Source organism: Pyruvatibacter mobilis (assembly GCF_012848855.1).
GTDB lineage: Bacteria > Pseudomonadota > Alphaproteobacteria > CGMCC-115125 > CGMCC-115125 > Pyruvatibacter > Pyruvatibacter mobilis.
Window position 1 is genome coordinate 2,587,947 of sequence record NZ_CP051630.1, and the last position, 16,775, is coordinate 2,604,721.

11 protein-coding genes are annotated in these 16,775 nt (G+C 65.8%); 8 read left to right on the top strand and 3 right to left on the bottom strand.

Features of this window, described 5'->3' with window-relative positions; all coding sequences use genetic code 11:
- The first annotated feature begins 1,104 nt into the window (after window positions 1-1,104).
- Window positions 1,105-1,617, top strand: a complete 513-nt coding sequence (locus tag HG718_RS11970) for a hypothetical protein (protein ID WP_160586916.1) — start codon at window positions 1,105-1,107, stop codon at window positions 1,615-1,617.
- Window positions 1,618-1,806: 189 nt separating this feature from the next.
- On the opposite strand, the gene HG718_RS11975 is transcribed toward HG718_RS11970, so the two are convergent.
- Both HG718_RS11975 and HG718_RS11980 read right to left on the bottom strand, forming a co-directional pair.
- Window positions 1,807-2,127 carry a 2Fe-2S iron-sulfur cluster-binding protein gene (locus HG718_RS11975; protein WP_027842979.1) on the bottom strand — a complete coding sequence of 107 codons (321 nt, stop codon included), beginning with the start codon at window positions 2,125-2,127 and terminating at the stop codon, window positions 1,807-1,809.
- Window positions 2,128-2,442: 315 nt separating this feature from the next.
- Complete coding sequence (locus HG718_RS11980) at window positions 2,443-3,660, bottom strand: NAD(P)/FAD-dependent oxidoreductase (RefSeq protein WP_160586917.1); 1,218 nt, start codon at window positions 3,658-3,660, stop codon at window positions 2,443-2,445.
- 231 nt (window positions 3,661-3,891) lie between these two features.
- On the opposite strand from HG718_RS11980, the gene tsaE reads away from it, so the two are divergent.
- The 7 genes from tsaE to HG718_RS12015 all read left to right on the top strand — a co-directional run bounded on the left by tsaE (window position 3,892) and on the right by HG718_RS12015 (window position 15,289).
- Complete coding sequence (gene tsaE / locus HG718_RS11985) at window positions 3,892-4,398, top strand: tRNA (adenosine(37)-N6)-threonylcarbamoyltransferase complex ATPase subunit type 1 TsaE (protein WP_170080209.1); 507 nt, start codon at window positions 3,892-3,894, stop codon at window positions 4,396-4,398.
- On the top strand, window positions 4,395-5,507 hold the full coding sequence (locus tag HG718_RS11990; protein ID WP_170080210.1) for an aminoglycoside phosphotransferase family protein: 1,113 nt from the start codon (window positions 4,395-4,397) through the stop codon (window positions 5,505-5,507). The genes tsaE and HG718_RS11990 overlap by 4 nt, the downstream gene beginning before the upstream one ends.
- Window positions 5,504-6,220: a nucleotidyltransferase family protein gene (locus HG718_RS11995; RefSeq protein WP_160586918.1), complete on the top strand. Its 717-nt coding sequence runs from the start codon at window positions 5,504-5,506 to the stop codon at window positions 6,218-6,220. Before HG718_RS11990 ends, HG718_RS11995 begins: the two co-directional genes overlap by 4 nt.
- 38 nt (window positions 6,221-6,258) lie before the next feature.
- A complete protein-coding gene (addB, locus tag HG718_RS12000; RefSeq protein ID WP_160586919.1) occupies window positions 6,259-9,288 on the top strand; it encodes a double-strand break repair protein AddB in 3,030 nt (1,009 codons plus the stop codon).
- 2 nt (window positions 9,289-9,290) lie between these two features.
- Complete coding sequence (gene addA / locus HG718_RS12005) at window positions 9,291-12,818, top strand: double-strand break repair helicase AddA (RefSeq protein ID WP_160586920.1); 3,528 nt, start codon at window positions 9,291-9,293, stop codon at window positions 12,816-12,818.
- A 178-nt stretch (window positions 12,819-12,996) separates the two neighbouring features.
- On the top strand, window positions 12,997-13,317 hold the full coding sequence (gene trxA, locus HG718_RS12010; protein WP_027842972.1) for a thioredoxin TrxA: 321 nt from the start codon (window positions 12,997-12,999) through the stop codon (window positions 13,315-13,317).
- A gap of 211 nt (window positions 13,318-13,528) precedes the next feature.
- Window positions 13,529-15,289: a WS/DGAT/MGAT family O-acyltransferase gene (locus HG718_RS12015; protein ID WP_160586921.1), complete on the top strand. Its 1,761-nt coding sequence runs from the start codon at window positions 13,529-13,531 to the stop codon at window positions 15,287-15,289.
- Window positions 15,290-15,437: 148 nt separating this feature from the next.
- On the opposite strand, the gene HG718_RS12020 is transcribed toward HG718_RS12015, so the two are convergent.
- Window positions 15,438-16,757: a bifunctional folylpolyglutamate synthase/dihydrofolate synthase gene (locus HG718_RS12020; RefSeq protein WP_160586922.1), complete on the bottom strand. Its 1,320-nt coding sequence runs from the start codon at window positions 16,755-16,757 to the stop codon at window positions 15,438-15,440.
- Between the last annotated feature and the right edge of the window lie 18 nt (window positions 16,758-16,775).

Genomic DNA, 16,775 nt, shown 5'->3' on the forward strand with positions numbered 1-16,775 from the left:
CAGCACGAAACCCCGCCCGCGGCCAGCGCCTGCGTCGGTTGAGACATGTCCCCCTAAGGGGTGCGGGCGCACCTTCGGTCTGCGGCTGCGCAGACATGAGAAGAATGCGTATCGATGGGGTCGCAGACGGCTGAAGGTGCGTCCCGCGCGGATGGTTTCGGCGCGCGTCCCTTGCGCAGCGGGGTCCGGCGACTAGGCCGGAGGGATCCGCCGCAGACCCTTCTTCCACCGTCCACACTTTGGAACGTGCACGGACGCGGTGAGGCCAGCTTTTTCAGGGCGTGACCGGGTCTGGGTCGTGGCCGCCTCTGCAACATGCGCGCGTTACTCGCATGTCCCGGCCCTGCGCGCTGCTTCCCCGTTCCCAAGGAAACGCCCTTCGCCGAACCTTCCAGGCATCCGCTCCCCCGCCCAGGACCGGACGGTCCGGCTGCCCTTGCGGCGGGAGGTGCAGGCAGTCTCTCACGGGGGCAGGGGGACGGGGATAATTTTTACGGGGACGACAACCCCTTAACGCCAACCGACAGGCGAGTAGGCCCCGGATCAAGTCCGGGGCTACGGAGAAAAACACAGCCGCCACCCCGGACTTGATCCGGGGTCCACTCGCGTCTCCCCTTGCCGCAGCGCCCGCGGAAATTTTCCGATCGTGCTCCCTTATCATGCGCAGGAAAACGTCTCTTGCCGAACTTTCCACATTCGGCATCCCGCAGTTAAGCTCCTCCTTTTGGAGGCAACATGGCAAATGATAGATGGCTAATGATCACTCCCCAGCAGGTTGGAGTGCAGGCCGACAAAAAATTCGGCATTGTCCGGCTTGGTCTTGATGTTTCCCACCCTGAGCTTGGTCTTGCTCCAGGACTAAACTTGGGAATTGCCTTGCCTCCCACTGAGGCACGGGAACTTGCGGAAACGATACTACGCAAGGCAAACGAAATTGAGGGGACGAAGCAGTAACGAGGGACTAAGGCCCGTCATAAGTCACCCTAGGGAAAAGTCCTGCTTGCCCGTGTTTCTTATCCTATAAGCTGCTTCTCTTAGGTAAAATCTCGGTGATTTGTTCAGTACCCGCTTTTTAACTCCACACCTTTTAAGGATGATTCCTGAATGGCTGACGAGTCCTCGCGCGTCAACACTAACAGACGCTTGTATGGGCAATTCATAATTGAGTGGCAGATGTTCGAGTGCATTCTCGAAGTTGCGATAAGAGATATCTTGAAGATTTCCTATCTCCACGCACACACAGTCTTGGGCAGCCTCCAATTCAAAACGAAGGCGAGCATTGCCAAGGCGCTTTTGCAGCAACGTGGGCGGGAAAAAGATAAGAAGGCAATCCGCCTTATCAACAAGATCACTCGGGAGGCTAGGCGCAATGCACTCATACACTCAATCGTCTGGGAAGCTGACGACGGAATCGAGTTTGTCAAACGAGACGTAGACGACAAACTCAAAGTCCGCAGCAAAACGTTTCGGGGCAAGTTTGCCCTCGGAATGCACCTCATTCAGTTGGAGGCCGGTTGTTATGACCTCTGCCAACAACTGGGCATAACCGGCGCCTCACTTCACAGGTATCGGCAAGCTGCCGACAAGCTGTTAGACGAGACCCAAACACTACCTTAAGAGCCACTTTTTGGAGGATGCAATCTTCGGACTTGATCCGGGGTCCACTCGCATCTCCGCTTGCCGCAGCGCCCGCGGCTCACGTCCCAAGCACAAAAAACTACGCCCGCCGGATGTCTCCGGCGGGCACTGCTGATTGTCTCTTTCGTCTGCCCCTTGCCGCATGGGCCGGGGCGCTGCCTAAGCCGCTTAGTGCTGGCTTTCCGGCATGCGGACGACCATGCCGTCGAGTTCCGGCTTCACCTTGATCTGGCAGGACAGGCGTGAGGTTTCCTTCACGTCCGGGGCGAAGTCCAGCATGGTCTGTTCCATGTCTTCCTTCGGCTCGATCTTGTCCATGAAGGACTCGTCCACATAGACGTGGCACGTCGCGCAGGCGCAGGCGCCGCCGCAATCGGCATCAATGCCGGGGATCATGTTGTTGACCGCGCCTTCCATGACGGACAGGCCATCGGCCACATCCACGACATGCTCGGTTCCGTCATGTTCGACATAGGTAATCTTCGCCATGTTCCCTCTCGCGTCTTACTCGGCCCTGGGGAGGCCCCTCGCAGGTTCGCGTCCAAGCGCTGCCCGCGACAGATGGTTGGTCTTGATGGGCGTGTTCTTACGGGCAGGACCGCGCCTGAGGCAAGCCCCCAGACATGCAGCACGGTCAATCCCGGAGCGCGGACAGCCGCCCGCACTCCTCAATCCGCAAAGATGACGCACCCGTCATTTTTATAGGAAATGACTTAAAGCCAGTATGGCGATACGTCAAGATGCGTCAGGGCACCTGCCGCATCTGCCGCAGGTGCCCCAATCGTGTCACGCCGAAGGACCGGCTCAGGCGAGCATGTCCTTCATCTCGATGCTTTCATCGGCCAGTTTTTCGGCGGGGGCGGACTGGCCCTTCTGGAGCATCATCTTCGACATCATGAATTCCGGGGCGCGGTTCACCGCGTCCACGGCGATCATCCTGCCGTCCTTCATGTAGAAGGCGGCGAAGGAGCGGCCCGTTATGTCGCCGCGGATGACCACGTCGTCATAGCCCTGGCTGAGGCCGGCGATCTGCAGCTTGAGGTCATACTGGTCAGACCAGAACCACGGCACCTGGCCGTAGGGCTTGTCCTTGCCGCAAATATGGGCGGCCGCCGTCTTGGCCTGCTCCAGCGCGTTGTGGACGGATTCAAGCCGCAGCTCCACGTCGTAGATCGGGTTGGGGTGGAAGGTGCAGTCGCCCGCCGCATAGACGTTTTCGTCGGAGGTGCGGCACAGCTCGTCCACCACGATGCCGTTGTTGCAGGTGATGCCCGCTTCCTGCGCCAGTTCCACATTGGGCAGGATGCCGATGCCGGCGATGACGAAATCCGCCGGGATGATGTCGCCGGTGCCGGTCTTGACGCCGGTTACATGGTCGGTGCCCTCGATGCCGGCCAGCGCCGTGTCGGTGAGGATCTTCACCCCTTCCTCGCGGTGCACGCGCTGGAAGAATTCCGCCACCTCGCGGCAGGTGACGCGGCCCAGCACGGTCGGCGCCATTTCCAGCACCGTCACGTCGATGTCGTGCTTCACGGCAACGGCGGCCACCTCAAGGCCGATATAGCCGCCGCCGACGATCACCAGCTTGGCGCCAGGCTTGAAGTGGGCGCGGATGGCTTCCACATCGGCGATGGTGCGCAGATAGTTGACGCCGGGCAGTTCCGCGCCCGGGCAGGCCAGCTTGCGCACGCGGCCGCCGGTGGTGAAGATCAGCTTGCCGTAATCCAGCGTCCGGCCGCCTTCCAGCACCACCTTCTTGGCGGCGGTGTCCACGGTCTCGACCTTGGTATCGAGGATCATTTCCGCTTCCGCCTTGGCGTAGAAATCAACCGGCTTGAACAGCACGCGGTCGATGCCGATCTCGCCGGCGAGGAACTTCTTCGACAGCGGCGGGCGCTGATAGGGGACGACGCTTTCCTCGCCGATCACCACGATGGTGCCCTCAAAGCCCTCCTGGCGGAGGCTTGCCACTGCCTGGCCGGCGGCGTGACCGGCCCCGATAATCACTACACTGTCGCTCATTGCTCTTGTTCCTCACGCATCGCAGGCGTTACCCGGCCCTAGCTTGGCCTCAGCGGGTAGCACGAAAGCGCCAAACCGGCCAAGCGGCGGCATCGTCACGCCCTTAAGGACGGGGGTTGTTTCCCCTTGAGGCCGTGCCGCGCGATGGGTACAAGCGATCCCACGGCCCGCCGCTGCCTTATGGGCGGGCACCTGCCTGTTACCCCTCTTCCCGAGGCCCGGAACGCGTTCATGCCCACGCCCGTTGCCAGCTATAGCGCCGCCCTTGATCTGGCGGATGAGGCAGCCACGCGGAGCTTCGCCGCCCGGCTGGCGTCCTATCTGGAGCCCGGTGACCTGATTGCCCTTGAAGGCGACCTCGGCGCGGGCAAATCTACCCTCGCCCGCGCCCTGCTCCGCGCCCTGGGGGTCGAGGGCGAGATACCGAGCCCCACCTTCACCCTCATCCAGCACTACGACACGGCCTATCTGCCGGTTGCGCATGTGGACCTCTACCGCATCGAGGATGACGGCGAGATCGAGGAGCTGGGCCTTGAAGACGCGCTTGATTTCGGCGCGCTTTTGGTTGAATGGCCGGCCCGCCTCGGCCGCGGCTTTGAGGCTAACCGCGTCAAGGGACGGCTCGACATCTCGCTGACGCTTGATGACGCCACCGAGGACCCGGCGGTTGAAAAGCGCAAGCTTGCCGCCACCGGCCATGGTGGCTGGGCGGCCAAGCTTGAAAGGATCGTCGCATGAAGGCGCATGATCGCAGCGACGCCCGGCGCGCCTTTCTCGATCAGGCCGGCTGGGGCGATGCCACGGCCACGCCCGTCGCGGGGGATGCCTCCACCCGCCTTTATGAGCGCCTGACGCGGGATGGCCAGACCGCGATCCTGATGGATGCCCCGCCCGGCCCGGACGGCCCGCCGATCGAGGGCGGGAAGAGCTACAGCGCCATCGTGCATCTGGCCGAGGACATGCGCCCCTTCGCCGCCATCGCCCGCCACCTCACCGCCCACGGCTTCAGCGCGCCAGAGCTCTACGCGCTTGATCTCGACCGGGGCTTCATCCTGCTCGAAGACCTCGGCGACGGCGTCTTCGCCCAGCGCATCGCCGCCGGCGACAGCGAGGAGACGCTCTATGGCGAGGCGGTGGACGTGCTTGCCGCGCTGCACGCCCTGCCTGTGCCCGGCCCGCTGCCATGCGGTGACGCGGGCGCGTCCCACACCGTCCCCCGCTTCGATGATCTGGCCATGCTCACCGAAGCCCGCCTCCTGCCCGCCTGGTATGCGCGGCTGGCCACGGGCCGGGACCTTGATGCGGACGCGCAGTCAGCCTTTGACGCCGCCTGGCACGCGGTCTTCCCTGCCCTTTCAGACATGCCGCCCGCGCTGGTGCTGCGCGATTATCATTCGCCCAATCTGCTGGCGATCGAGGGGCGCTCAGGCCTTGCCCGCATCGGGCTTATTGACTTTCAGGACGCGCTGATCGCGCCCGGCGCCTATGACGTGGTGTCGCTGTTGCAGGATGCCCGCCGCACCATCGCACCCGACCTCGAAGCCCGCCTGCTCGCCCGCTACGAAGCGGCCCGCACCGCGCAGCACACGGGCTTTGACGCGGAGGCGTTCCGCGCCGCCTATGCCATCATGGGTGCGCAGCGGAACACCAAGATCATCGGCATCTTCGCCCGGCTGCTGCTGCGCGACGGCAAGCCGCATTACCTCGCCCATATCCCGCGGCTGGCGGACTATCTGGCCCGCGACCTTGCCCACCCGGCGCTTGCCCCCATGGCGCGCTGGTATGAGGCGCACATGCCGCTCGACATTATCCGTACCGAGATCAACCCGGACAGCGTGACCCGATGAGCTGCGATATCGACACTGCCATGATCATGGCCGCCGGCCACGGTACGCGCATGCGGCCGCTTACCAACGACATCCCCAAGGCGCTGGTAAAGGTCAACGGCAAGGCGATGGTCGATCACGCCATCGACCGGGTGAAGGCCGCCGGCATCTCGCGCATCGTCATCAACATCCACGCCCATGCCGACAAGATGCGCGCGCATCTTGAAGCACGAAACGATGACAGCATCATCATCTCCGATGAAACGGACGCATTGCTGGAAACCGGCGGCGGCATCAAGAAGGCGCTGCCCTTGCTCGGCGACAAGCCGATCCTCACGCATAACTGCGACTCGATCTGGATCGAAGGCATGGGCGCGACCCTGCCCCGGCTGATCGACGCGTTCGATCCCGCCGAAATGGACGCCATGCTGGTGCTCGCCGTCACGGCCAGCATTGTCGGCGATGTGGGGCGCGGCGACTTCACCATGGAGGCCGATGGCCGCATCGAGTGGCGCGAGCCGCGCTCGGTCGCTCCCTTCATGTATACGGGCGTGCAGATCATCAAGCCGCAGCTTTTCGCCGACATCGACGAGCAGGCATTTTCCACCACCAAGGTCTGGCGCACGCTCACCGAACAGGGCCGTGCCTACGGCCTGCGCCATGACGGTATCTGGATGCATGTGGGCACGCCGCAGGCGCTGGACGATACGGAAGCCTTCCTGCGTGATCTCTAGGCAGGCCGCCGTGCGCGACTCACGTTAGAGTGGCGCCCATGGGTCAGGTCTTCACCATTCCGCCGCATGTGCCGTTTCTGCGCGCCCTCGCCAGGGGGCTGCTTGAGCGTGGCGACCAGCTTGCCGATGTCACCGTGCTGGTACCGACGCGCCGCGCCGCCCGCGCGCTGGTGGAGGAGTTTCTCGCCCAGGCCCCGACAGATGCCCTGCTGCTGCCCGCGATCCGCCCCCTGGGGGACGTGGATGAGGAGATGGGCCTTGAGGGCGCGGCTCCTGCGGGCGGGGACGCAGGCGACGCCCCCCTCAGCCTGCCGCCCGCCATCGCACCAATGCATCGCCGCCTGGCGCTGGCGCAGATCATCCGCGCCCATGGCGACAAGATTGAGCGCCCCATCGCCAGCGCCGCCCAGGCCATCGCGCTGGCGGATGACCTCGGCGCCCTGCTTGATACCTTCGCCGCGCAGGATGTGGACATCACCCGCCTCAAAGACGCAGTGCATGGCGATTACGCCGATCACTGGACCGAGACCCTGCGCTTTCTCGAAGTCATCACCGACAGCTGGCCCGACATGCTCGCGTCGCTCGGCCTCACAGACCCCAGCGCCCGCCGTGCGGCGCTGATCGAGGCCACATGCCGCCGCTGGCGTGATGCCCCGCCCGGCCCCATCGTGGCCGCAGGCTCCACCGGCTCGCTCAAGGCCACCGCCGACATGCTGTCCACCATCGCCGGGATGGACGAGGGCATGGTGGTGCTGCCGGGCCTTGATACGGGCATGGAGCCCCGCGCCTGGGACGCGCTTGAACCGGCGCATCCGCAATTCGGTCTCAGACTGCTGCTGTCACGCATGGGCCTTGAGCGCAATGATGTGGCCCTGTGGCCCGCGGCCGGCACGGAAGATGACCCAGCCGCCGCCGCCCGCACCCGCCTTGTCAGCGAGGCGCTGCGCCCGGCTGAAACCACCGATGCCTGGCGGGACGCGGGCGCGCATCTGGGAGATGTGGCGGAGGCAGCCCTTGACGGCCTCACAATGGTCAGTGCCGACAGCCCGCAGCTTGAAAGCCTGGCCATCGCCCTGGCCCTGCGCGGCGCCCTTGAAACACCCGGACGCACAGCCGCCCTGGTGACGCCCGACCGTAATCTCGCCCGCCGGGTCGCGGCTGATCTCGCGCGCTGGGACATTGCCGTCGATGACAGTGGCGGCCAGCCGCTGGCGCATACACGCACCGGCAGCTTCCTGCTGCTGGTGGCGGAGATGCTCGCCGCCCAATGCGCGCCCGTGCCGCTGCTTGCAGCCCTCAAACATCCGCTTGCCCAGGGCGGGCAGCCGCAGGGGCTGCTGCATCGCGACGTGGAATTCCTCGACAAGCGCGTGCTGCGCGGGCCGCGCCCCGCCCCCGGCCTTGCGGGCCTTGCCGACGCCATCACGGCGGCTGCCACCCGCCCCCATAACAAGCTGCATGAAAAGGACCATGCCCGCGCCCGCGCGATCCATGCCCGGCTTGCAACGCTGCTCACCGGCGCGGGCAATATTGCTGAAACCGCACCCCAGCCTGCCGCCCGCCTGATCGAAACCCATATCGCCATCTGCGAGGCGCTGGCCGCCACCGACACGCTCCCCGGCGCGCAGGCGCTGTGGTCCGGCACCTCGGGTGAGGCCGGGGCGCAGTTTATCGCCGACCTTCTGGAGAACGCCGTTCTGCTCGGCGATGTTCCGTTGTCGGACTATCCCGCCATTCTCGGCGCGCTGATGACCGGCCGCATGGTGCGGCCCAAGCGCCGCTCCCATGCCCGGCTGCAGATCCTCGGCCCGCTTGAAGCCCGCCTGCAACAGGCAGACCTCCTGGTTCTAGGCGGCCTCAATGAAGGGGTGTGGCCGCAGCGGGCGGAGACCGGCGCGTGGATCAACCGCCCCATGCGCGCCCAGCTTGGCCTTGAAGCGCCGGAGCGGCTGATCGGCCTTGCCGCGCATGACGTGGCGCAGGGGCTGGGCACGCGCGAAGTGATCCTCACCCGCGCCGAGCGCGCCGACGGCCAGCCCACCGTGCCGTCGCGCTGGTGGCTGCGGCTTGAAAACCTCGTCTCCGGCCTCGGCAAGACGATCGACAGCGGCCCGTGGCTCGCCATGGCGCGCGCCTATGAGCGGCCGGTGGTGGAAGCCCGGCAGATCGAGCGGCCCACACCGCGCCCGCCGGTGGACAAGCGTCCCACGCGCCTCTCCGTCACCCGCATCAACGATCTGTTCCGCGACCCCTATGCGATCTATGCGGGCCATGTGCTGAAGCTAGACGAACTGGATGCGCTGGAAGCTGATGCGGGCGCGCGGGAGCGCGGCGACATCATCCACGGCATTCTGGAGCGCTTCTCGCGGGATTATCCGGTCACCCAGGACACGCCGATGCCGGACAACGCCTATGCGCGCCTCGTCGCCATCGGCGAGGAAATGTTCCAGGCCGCAGCCACGCGGCCCGCCGTGCGCGCCATCTGGTGGCCGCGCTTCCTGCAGGTCGCCGAATGGTTCGTGCCCTGGGAGACCGCGCGCCGCGCCCGTATCCTCACAACATTTGTGGAGCTGAAGGGCGAGCTCTCCCTGCCGCTGCTCACGCGCGAGTTCACCCTGAGCGGCGTTGCAGACCGGATTGATCTGTTCACGGACGGCACGCTGGCCATTCTCGATTACAAGACCGGCACCGCGCCCACGGCAAAGCAGACCGACGCCAAGTTTTCCGTCCAGCTGCCGCTCGAAGCCGCCATGGCGACGCGTGGCGCGTTTGAAAACCAGAAGGACGGCAGCACCGGCCCCGTCGCCGCGCAGACCTCCGAGCTTGCCTATGTGGAACTCAAGGGCGGGCGCGAGCCCGGCAAGGTGGTGAGCGCCACCGGCAAGGACAAGGACGCCATGACGACCGGCGAGGATGCGCTGGAGCACACACGCGCGCTTCTGACCCTCTTTGAAGATGAGGAGACGCCCTATATCTCGCGGCCCCGCCCGCAATTTCTCTCTTATGACGGTCCTTTCGACCATCTGGCCCGGGTGAAGGAATGGCAGACGGTCAGCGACACCGAATAGAGATGGACGGCGAGACCGTGGAGCTTGAGCCCTCCGGCGCCAATGCGGCGTTGCAGGACCTCTCCACGCGCAGCCAGCTTGCGGCCGCCGACCCCACGGCCAGCATCTGGGTGTCCGCCAATGCAGGCACCGGCAAGACGCATACGCTGACAAGCCGCGTCGCGCGCCTGCTGCTTTCCGGCACCAGGCCCGAGCACATTCTCTGTCTCACCTTCACCCGCGCTGCCGCCGCCCAGATGCAGACCAAGCTCTATGAGCGGCTCGGCAAGTGGTCTACCATGGATGAAGGCACGCTCGCCGAAGAGCTGTTGCAGCTCGAGGGCCGCCCGCTTGCGCCGGAGGAAATCGCCAAGGCCCGCCGTCTGTTTGCCCGCGCGCTGGAGACCCCCGGCGGCCTCAAGATCCAGACCATCCACGCCTTCTGCGAAAGCCTGCTTGGCCGCTTTCCCCTTGAAGCCGGCATCAGCCCGCATTTCGCCCTCGCCGATGACCGTCAGTCCAGGGAGCTTCTGGCGACGGCGCGCGACAGAGTTCTTCAAGACGTCATCGATCAGCCGGACAGCGAGCTTGCCCGCGCCGCCGTGCGGCTGGCGGGCGAGACCGATGAGCGCGGCCTCGAGCAATTGCTCACCGATGTAACAATGTCACGCCACCGCCTGCGGGCACTGGTGAAAAAATCGCAAGGCGTGGATGCCGTCGAGAACGCCATCGCCGACGCCCTCGGCATTGCCCCCGGCGTCACACCCGACGATCTCATCAATGCGGCCATTGAAGAGACGGATACGGACAGCCTGCGCGCCGCCCGCGCCGCTCTTTCGGGAGGGAAAAAGACTGACACCGGGATTGCCGATCAGCTGGCGGCCTTCATCGCGAGCCCCGATGCAACGGCGTGGCGCGAGGCGTATCAGCCCGCCTTCCTCACCCAGAAGGGCGACCCGCGCAAATCCCTGATGACCAAGGATGTGGCTGCAGCCCATCCCGCCTCCCTTCACTGGCTTGAGCAGGAGCAGGAGCGCGTGCTGGCGCTTCAGGCCCAATGCCGCGCGGCGGCCACCGCCACCATGACCATGGCGCTGATCCGCATAGGTCACGCGGTGCTTGATGCCTATGAGGCTGAGAAAGCGCGGCTCGCGCTTCTGGATTATGACGATCTCATCGCCCGCACCTCGGCCCTGCTCTCCACCCGCGAGGCGACACAGTGGGTGCTCTACAAGCTCGACATGGGCCTCGACCACATTCTGGTGGACGAGGCGCAGGATACGAGCCCGCAGCAATGGCGCGTCATCGAGGCGCTGGTGCAGGAGTTCTTCGCCGGTGACGGGGCGCGCTCCTTCGCCCCGGAAGACGAGACCCGCAGCCTCGGCCTCACCCGCACGCTGTTTGCCGTGGGCGACGAGAAGCAGTCGATCTATTCGTTCCAGGGGGCCGAGCCCGGCACGTTCGCGCGCATGCGCGACCGCTTCGCCGCCATGGCGGAAGGCGCGGGCCAGGATCTGATCCCCATTCCGCTGCACGTGTCCTGGCGCACGGCGGATGAAATTCTTGCCGTCGTGGATACCACTTTCGCGCCCGAGCCGGTGCGCGCGGGCGTTGTCTCGGGCGATGAAGAGATCGAGCATCGCAGCGTGTGGACCGGTCGGGCCGGGCTCGTCGAGCTTTGGTCGCCGGTGACGCCTGACGAAGTGGACGAGACCGCCCTGTGGGACAATCCGCTGGATGCCGTCTCCGCCCGCAGCAAGGAGGCCAAGCTCGCCGCCCGCATCACCGGCAAGCTCAAGGACTGGATCGGCAAGGAAGTGCTGCCCCAGCGCGGCCGCCCAATGCGCCCGGGCGACGTGCTCATCCTCGTGCGCAAGCGCGGGGCCTTCGTCGATGAGCTGATCCGTCAACTGAAGACCGAGGACATTCCCGTGGCGGGCGTGGACCGGCTGGTGCTGGGCGATCACATTGCGGTCATGGATCTGATGGCGCTCGCCCGCTTCGCCGTGCTGCCGCAGGATGATCTGACCCTCGCCACCGTGCTGCGCAGCCCGCTCTGCGGCCTCAGCGAGGACGCGCTGTATGCACTCGCCATCGACAGGGACGCTGACGGTACGCGCAAGAGCCTTTGGGCGTCTCTGCGTGACCGCGCCGCCGAAGTGCCGGGAGCAGATGAAGCCCTCCGCTATCTCAGCGACATCAGGGCACGGGTTGATGTGCTGCGGCCGCATGAATTCTTCACCCATGTGCTGGGCACGAAAGGCGGGCGGGCAGCGCTCGTCGCGCGGCTCGGCATGGATGTGCATGACCCGCTGGATGAATTCCTGAACCAGACGCTCGCTTACGAAGCCGCCAACACCCCGTCTCTGCAGGGCTTCATCGCCTGGATGGAGGCGGGCACCACCGAGATCAAGCGCGACCTTGATCAGGGCGGCGACAAGGTCCGTATCATGACGGTGCATGGTGCCAAGGGGCTTGAGGCCAATGTGGTCATCCTGCCGGACACGGTGCAGGCGGGCGGGCGGCCCGGGCAATCAAGTCTCGTTTCCCATGAGGACGGGCTTCTCACCTATAGCCCGCGCGCCGGCGACGCCGATGACAAATCGCTCGCCGCCCGCACACTGCGGGCCGAGCGCGAAGACGAGGAATATCGCCGCCTGCTTTACGTCGCCATGACCCGCGCCATGGACCGGCTATACATCGCCGCCGCCCATGGCTCGCGCGGCATGCAGGACACGAGCTGGTATGTGCGCGTGCGCGACGCGCTGTCAGACCAGCCGCATGCGGTGACCGAAGAGGTGACCTTCGCCGACGGGCCGGGCTCTGTCCTCAGGCTTGAAAGCGATCAGAAGGTGGAGCCGGTCCGCGAGAAAGCCGATGGCGACCTGGACGCCCTTCCTGCCCTGCCGGAGTGGGTCAGCCGCGCCGCCCCGCGCGAGGATGTGCCACTGGGTCCGCTCGCGCCCTCCATGATGCCGGGGCAGGAGGACGACCCGCCGGCCCTGTCGCCGCTGGCGGCGCTGTCCGGCGTCTCCCCGCAGCAGCGCTTTGCCCGCGGGCGGCTCACCCACATGCTGTTGCAGCACCTGCCGGGGATTGCGCCCGCCGACAGAGCGCCCCGCGCACGCGCCTGGCTCGACCGGGCGGCGGGGCCGGAGTTTGACGAGGCGGCGAAGGACACGATCGTCGCCGAGGTGATGGCGGTTCTGGATGACCCTGTTTTCGCGCCGCTCTTTGCCCCCGGCAGCCGCGCCGAAGTGGCGCTGGCGGGCCATGTCACCTGGAAGGGCCAGCGCGTGCCCCTGTCAGGCCAGGTGGACCGGATCGCCGTCTCCGAGACAGCCGTGCTGATCGCTGACTACAAGACCAACCGCCCGCCGCCCGAACGGCCGGAGGATGTGGCCGGGATCTATCTCGACCAGATGGCCGCCTACCGGGCGCTGGCGCGCGCCGCCTATCCGGGCCGTGACGTCACCTGTGCACTCGTCTGGACCGACGGAGCGCGGCTGATGACCCTGCCCGACGCCCTGCTCGACACCCGCGTCACATGAGCATGGCAGGCCTGCTCACGCCCGTGTGAGCGCAGGTGCCGCATCGCTTGACCCCCATGGGGGGCGTTCCTACATTCGGCTCAAGAGATACCCCCTAGGGCGAGCGATTCAGAGGCTGGCCCAAGTCTGGACACCGCAGAAAACAGCGCGTTTCAGGCGCAACCCAAGGAGAAGTCGCATGGCCACGACCAAGGTGACGGACGAAAGTTTCGAAAGTGACGTGATCGACGCATCGGGCCCGGTGCTGGTGGATTTCTGGGCCGAATGGTGCGGCCCCTGTAAGCAGATCGGCCCGGCCCTCGAAGAGATCGCCGGTGAAATGGGCGAGAAGCTCACCATCGCCAAGATCAATATCGACGAGAACCCGAATGTGCCGACCAAATACGGCGTGCGCGGCATCCCGACGCTAATGATCTTCAAGGACGGCCAGGTCGCCGCCACCAAGGTCGGCGCCCTGCCCAAGAGCAAGATTGCCGAGTGGATCGACGAGTCGATCTGACCCCGCAGGCTGATCAAACACCGGAAACCCGGCGGCTCCCCAGCGGACCCGCCGGGTTTTTTGTCGCCACGGCCCGCTCTTCCGCTGCCCCTTTTCCCCCTAACCTCCTCGGCCCGTTGCGTCTTTTATGCCGGGGGCCCACACATCCCTTTGCCCGCGCGCGCCAAGTGTGATGGAATTATCTCAACAACAGCCTTGGGGAGGGCGTGGCATGGAACAGCTCAGCGCGCTGGACGCCGCATTTCTGTATTTCGAGACCAAGAACGCGCCGATGCATATCGGCTCGGTCGCCATCTACGACCAGTCGACGGTTCCCGGCGGGGTGCTGGCGTTCAAGGAAATCCTGCGTAATTACGAAAGCCGCCTGCATCTGGCCCGCGCGTTCCGCCAGCGGCTGGCCTATGTGCCGGGCAATCTGGACCACCCCTACTGGTTCGAGGATCCGGATTTCGACATCGAGTTCCATGTGCGCCACATCGCCCTGCCGCATCCCGGTGACTGGCGGCAGCTGTGCATCCAGGTCGCGCGCCTGCATTCCCGCGCACTGGATACCAACCGGCCCTTGTGGGAATTCTACGTGCTGGAAGGGCTCGACAATGTGGAGGGCATTCCCAAGGGCTCCTTCGCCATCGTCTCCAAGGTGCACCACGCGGCGATTGACGGGGTCTCCGGCGCGGAAATGACCGCCGCCGTCCACGACCTGACGCCGGACGCCAAGCCGCAGCCGCCGGAGGAGCAGTGGGTGCCGGAGCGTGAGCCCCTTGCCCTTGAGCTGCTGGCACGCTCCGCCGGCCACACCGCCGTGCAACCGTTCCGCCTTGCCAATGTGCTGGCCCGCTCGGTCCCCGCGCTGGCCCGCGCCGGCCTCAAGATGACCACCGGCGAGCTCAAATCTTCCGGCCCCGTGCCGCGCACCCGCTTCAATGCCTGCGTGTCGCCGCACCGGGTGTTCGACGGCCGCAGCTTCGCGCTCGACGATCTCAAATTCATCCGCACCACCGTGCCCGGCGCCACCGTCAACGACGTGGTGCTGACGGTCTGCGGCGGCGCCTTGCGCAAATACCTCGAGGACAAGGAAGAACTGCCGACGGATTCCATGGTGGCGATGACGCCGATCTCCGTCCGCGCGGCAGCGGCGCAGAAATCCGCCGGCAACCAGGTCTCCGCCATGACGGTCGCCATCGGCACCGACATCGCCGACCCGATGGAGCGGCTGGAGGCCGTCTTCGCGCACACGACAAGTTCCAAGGAGCTTACCAACGCGGTCGGCGCCAAGAACATGACCGACTACACCCAGTTCATTCCGTCGATGACGGCGGGGCTGGCGGCGCGGCTCTATTCGGGCCTCAGCCTCGCCAACCGGATGAAGCTGCCGATGAACTGCGTCATCACCAATGTGCCCGGCCCCAATGTGCCGCTTTACATGACCGGCGCACGGCTGGTCACCCAGTTCGGCCTCGGCCCCATCCTCGACGGCATGGGCCTCATCATGCCGGTCTTCTCCTATGGCGGGCAGATCACCATCTCGATCTCGTCCTGCCGCGAGATGGTGCCGGACCCGGCCTATTTCGCCCAGTGCATCCAGGAAAGCTTCGACGAGCTGCTCGCAGCCGCGCAGACCCGGGCCGCCTCGCCGAAATTCAAGAAGATGGTCAAGGCCGCAGCCGGCAAGAAGCGCGCCTCCCTGTCGCGCGACGCGGTGCCCGCGCATCAGTCCGATGCCACGCTGAGTGCCCGCGGCACCGGCGACAGCCAGACCACCAAGCGCAAGGCCGCCTCGAAAACCAAGACAAAGACAAAGACAAAGGCCAAGGCAAAATCAGCCGCGAAGAAAACCACGGCCAAGCGCAAGACGGCGGCGAAAAAGACAAGTACCAGGAAGACCGCAGCCAAAAAGGCCGCCCCCGAGACCACGGCAGCGGAGACCAAGAGCGACGACACCAAGGTCGTCACGCTCCAGGCCGCGGAATAACTCCCCCTCCCCTTCGGGGAGGCAATGAGTAACGTCCATTTCGATGAGACCCTCCGGTCAAGCCGGAGGGATCGCGGTATTTTTCCCGCTCATCCTCCGGCTTGACCGGAGGATCTCTCTCACCCTGCTCGGGCTCCGGTCGCCTGCCTTACCCGTTGCGGGCCAGCACCTCACCGGCGAGGTAGAGCGAGCCGCAGATGACGATGCGGGGCGGCGGGGAGACGACGGCGGCGCGGTCGAGGGCTGTTTCGATATCGGCCATGGCCACTGCTTCAAGCCCTGCGGCGCGGGCCATCTGCGCCACGTCTTCGGCGGGCCGGGCGTTGGGCTGGCCGGGAATGGTGACGGTCAGCACCGTTGAAGCCAGGCCCTTGAAGGCCTCGAAGAAGCCCCCTGTATCCTTCGTGTCGAGCATGCCGCAGACCAGCACCAACGGCCGGGAGGACTTGTCCTCAAGGTCGGCCACCGTTTCGGCAATGACGCGGGACGCCGCCGGGTTGTGCCCGCCATCAAGCCACAGCTCCGCATTGCCGACACGCGCCTCCAGCGCGCCCGAGGCGAGCCGCTGCATGCGCGCGGGCCATTCCACCTGCTTCAGCCCGTCGGCAATCGCCTGCTCGCTGATGCCGCCAAAGGCGCGCGCCGCCGCAATGGCGGTTGCCGCATTGGCGATCTGGTGGCGGCCGCGCAGGGCGGGCATCGGCAGGTCGAGCAATCCTGTTGCGTCCTGGAACACCATGCGGCCGTGCTCTTCATAGGCAGTGAATTCCTGGCCGAAGCGTGCCACCGGCGCTTCCAGCCGGGCCGCCTCGCCCTCGATCACCTCAAGCGCTTCATCCACCTGCGGACCGATCACCACCGGCACCCTTGCCTTGATGATGCCCGCCTTCTCCCCGGCGATCTGGCCAACCGTATCACCCAGGAAGCTCTGGTGGTCGAGGGAGACCGGCGTGATGACGCTCACCTGCGGCGCATCAATGACATTGGTGGCATCAAAGCGCCCGCCGAGCCCCACCTCGAGTAGGGTCACATCGGCAGGCACGCGGGAGAAGGCAAGAAAAGCTGCCGCCGTCGTGATCTCGAAGAACGTGATGTCGCCGCCCTGATTGGCGGTCTCGCAATCCGTCAGGAGACGGATCAATTCGTCTTCGGACACATAGGTGCTCTGCCCCGCCCCCGTAGCCAGGCGGATGCGCTCGTGGAACTTCACCAGATGCGGTGACGTATAAGTGTGAACGCGCTTGCCCTCGGCCTCGAAGATCGCGCGCAGATAGGCCACTGCCGAGCCCTTGCCGTTGGTGCCTGCCACGTGGATCACAGGCGGCACCTTCAACTGCGGTTCGCCCAGGGCGGTCAGCAGCCGCTCCAGGCGCTCCAGCGACAGGTCGATGAGTTTGGGGTGCAGCTCCGTCAGCCGGTCGAGGATGGCATCGCTCGACTGGCGGCGGGAGGTGAGATCGGCTGTCACCGCCGCCCTTCTCCCGGC

What these genes read in the sequence shown, in the direction of transcription:
- HG718_RS11980 (WP_160586917.1), bottom strand. Translation starts at nt 3,660, where the DNA reads ATGAGCGACAGTGTAGTGATTATCGGGGCCGGTCACGCCGCCGGCCAG.
- HG718_RS11970 (WP_160586916.1), top strand. Translation starts at nt 1,105, where the DNA reads ATGGCTGACGAGTCCTCGCGCGTCAACACTAACAGACGCTTGTATGGG.
- addB (WP_160586919.1), top strand. Translation starts at nt 6,259, where the DNA reads ATGGGTCAGGTCTTCACCATTCCGCCGCATGTGCCGTTTCTGCGCGCC.
- trxA (WP_027842972.1), top strand. Translation starts at nt 12,997, where the DNA reads ATGGCCACGACCAAGGTGACGGACGAAAGTTTCGAAAGTGACGTGATC.
- HG718_RS11990 (WP_170080210.1), top strand. Translation starts at nt 4,395, where the DNA reads ATGAAGGCGCATGATCGCAGCGACGCCCGGCGCGCCTTTCTCGATCAG.
- HG718_RS11995 (WP_160586918.1), top strand. Translation starts at nt 5,504, where the DNA reads ATGAGCTGCGATATCGACACTGCCATGATCATGGCCGCCGGCCACGGT.
- HG718_RS12015 (WP_160586921.1), top strand. Translation starts at nt 13,529, where the DNA reads ATGGAACAGCTCAGCGCGCTGGACGCCGCATTTCTGTATTTCGAGACC.
- HG718_RS11975 (WP_027842979.1), bottom strand. Translation starts at nt 2,127, where the DNA reads ATGGCGAAGATTACCTATGTCGAACATGACGGAACCGAGCATGTCGTG.
- addA (WP_160586920.1), top strand. Translation starts at nt 9,291, where the DNA reads ATGGACGGCGAGACCGTGGAGCTTGAGCCCTCCGGCGCCAATGCGGCG.
- tsaE (WP_170080209.1), top strand. Translation starts at nt 3,892, where the DNA reads ATGCCCACGCCCGTTGCCAGCTATAGCGCCGCCCTTGATCTGGCGGAT.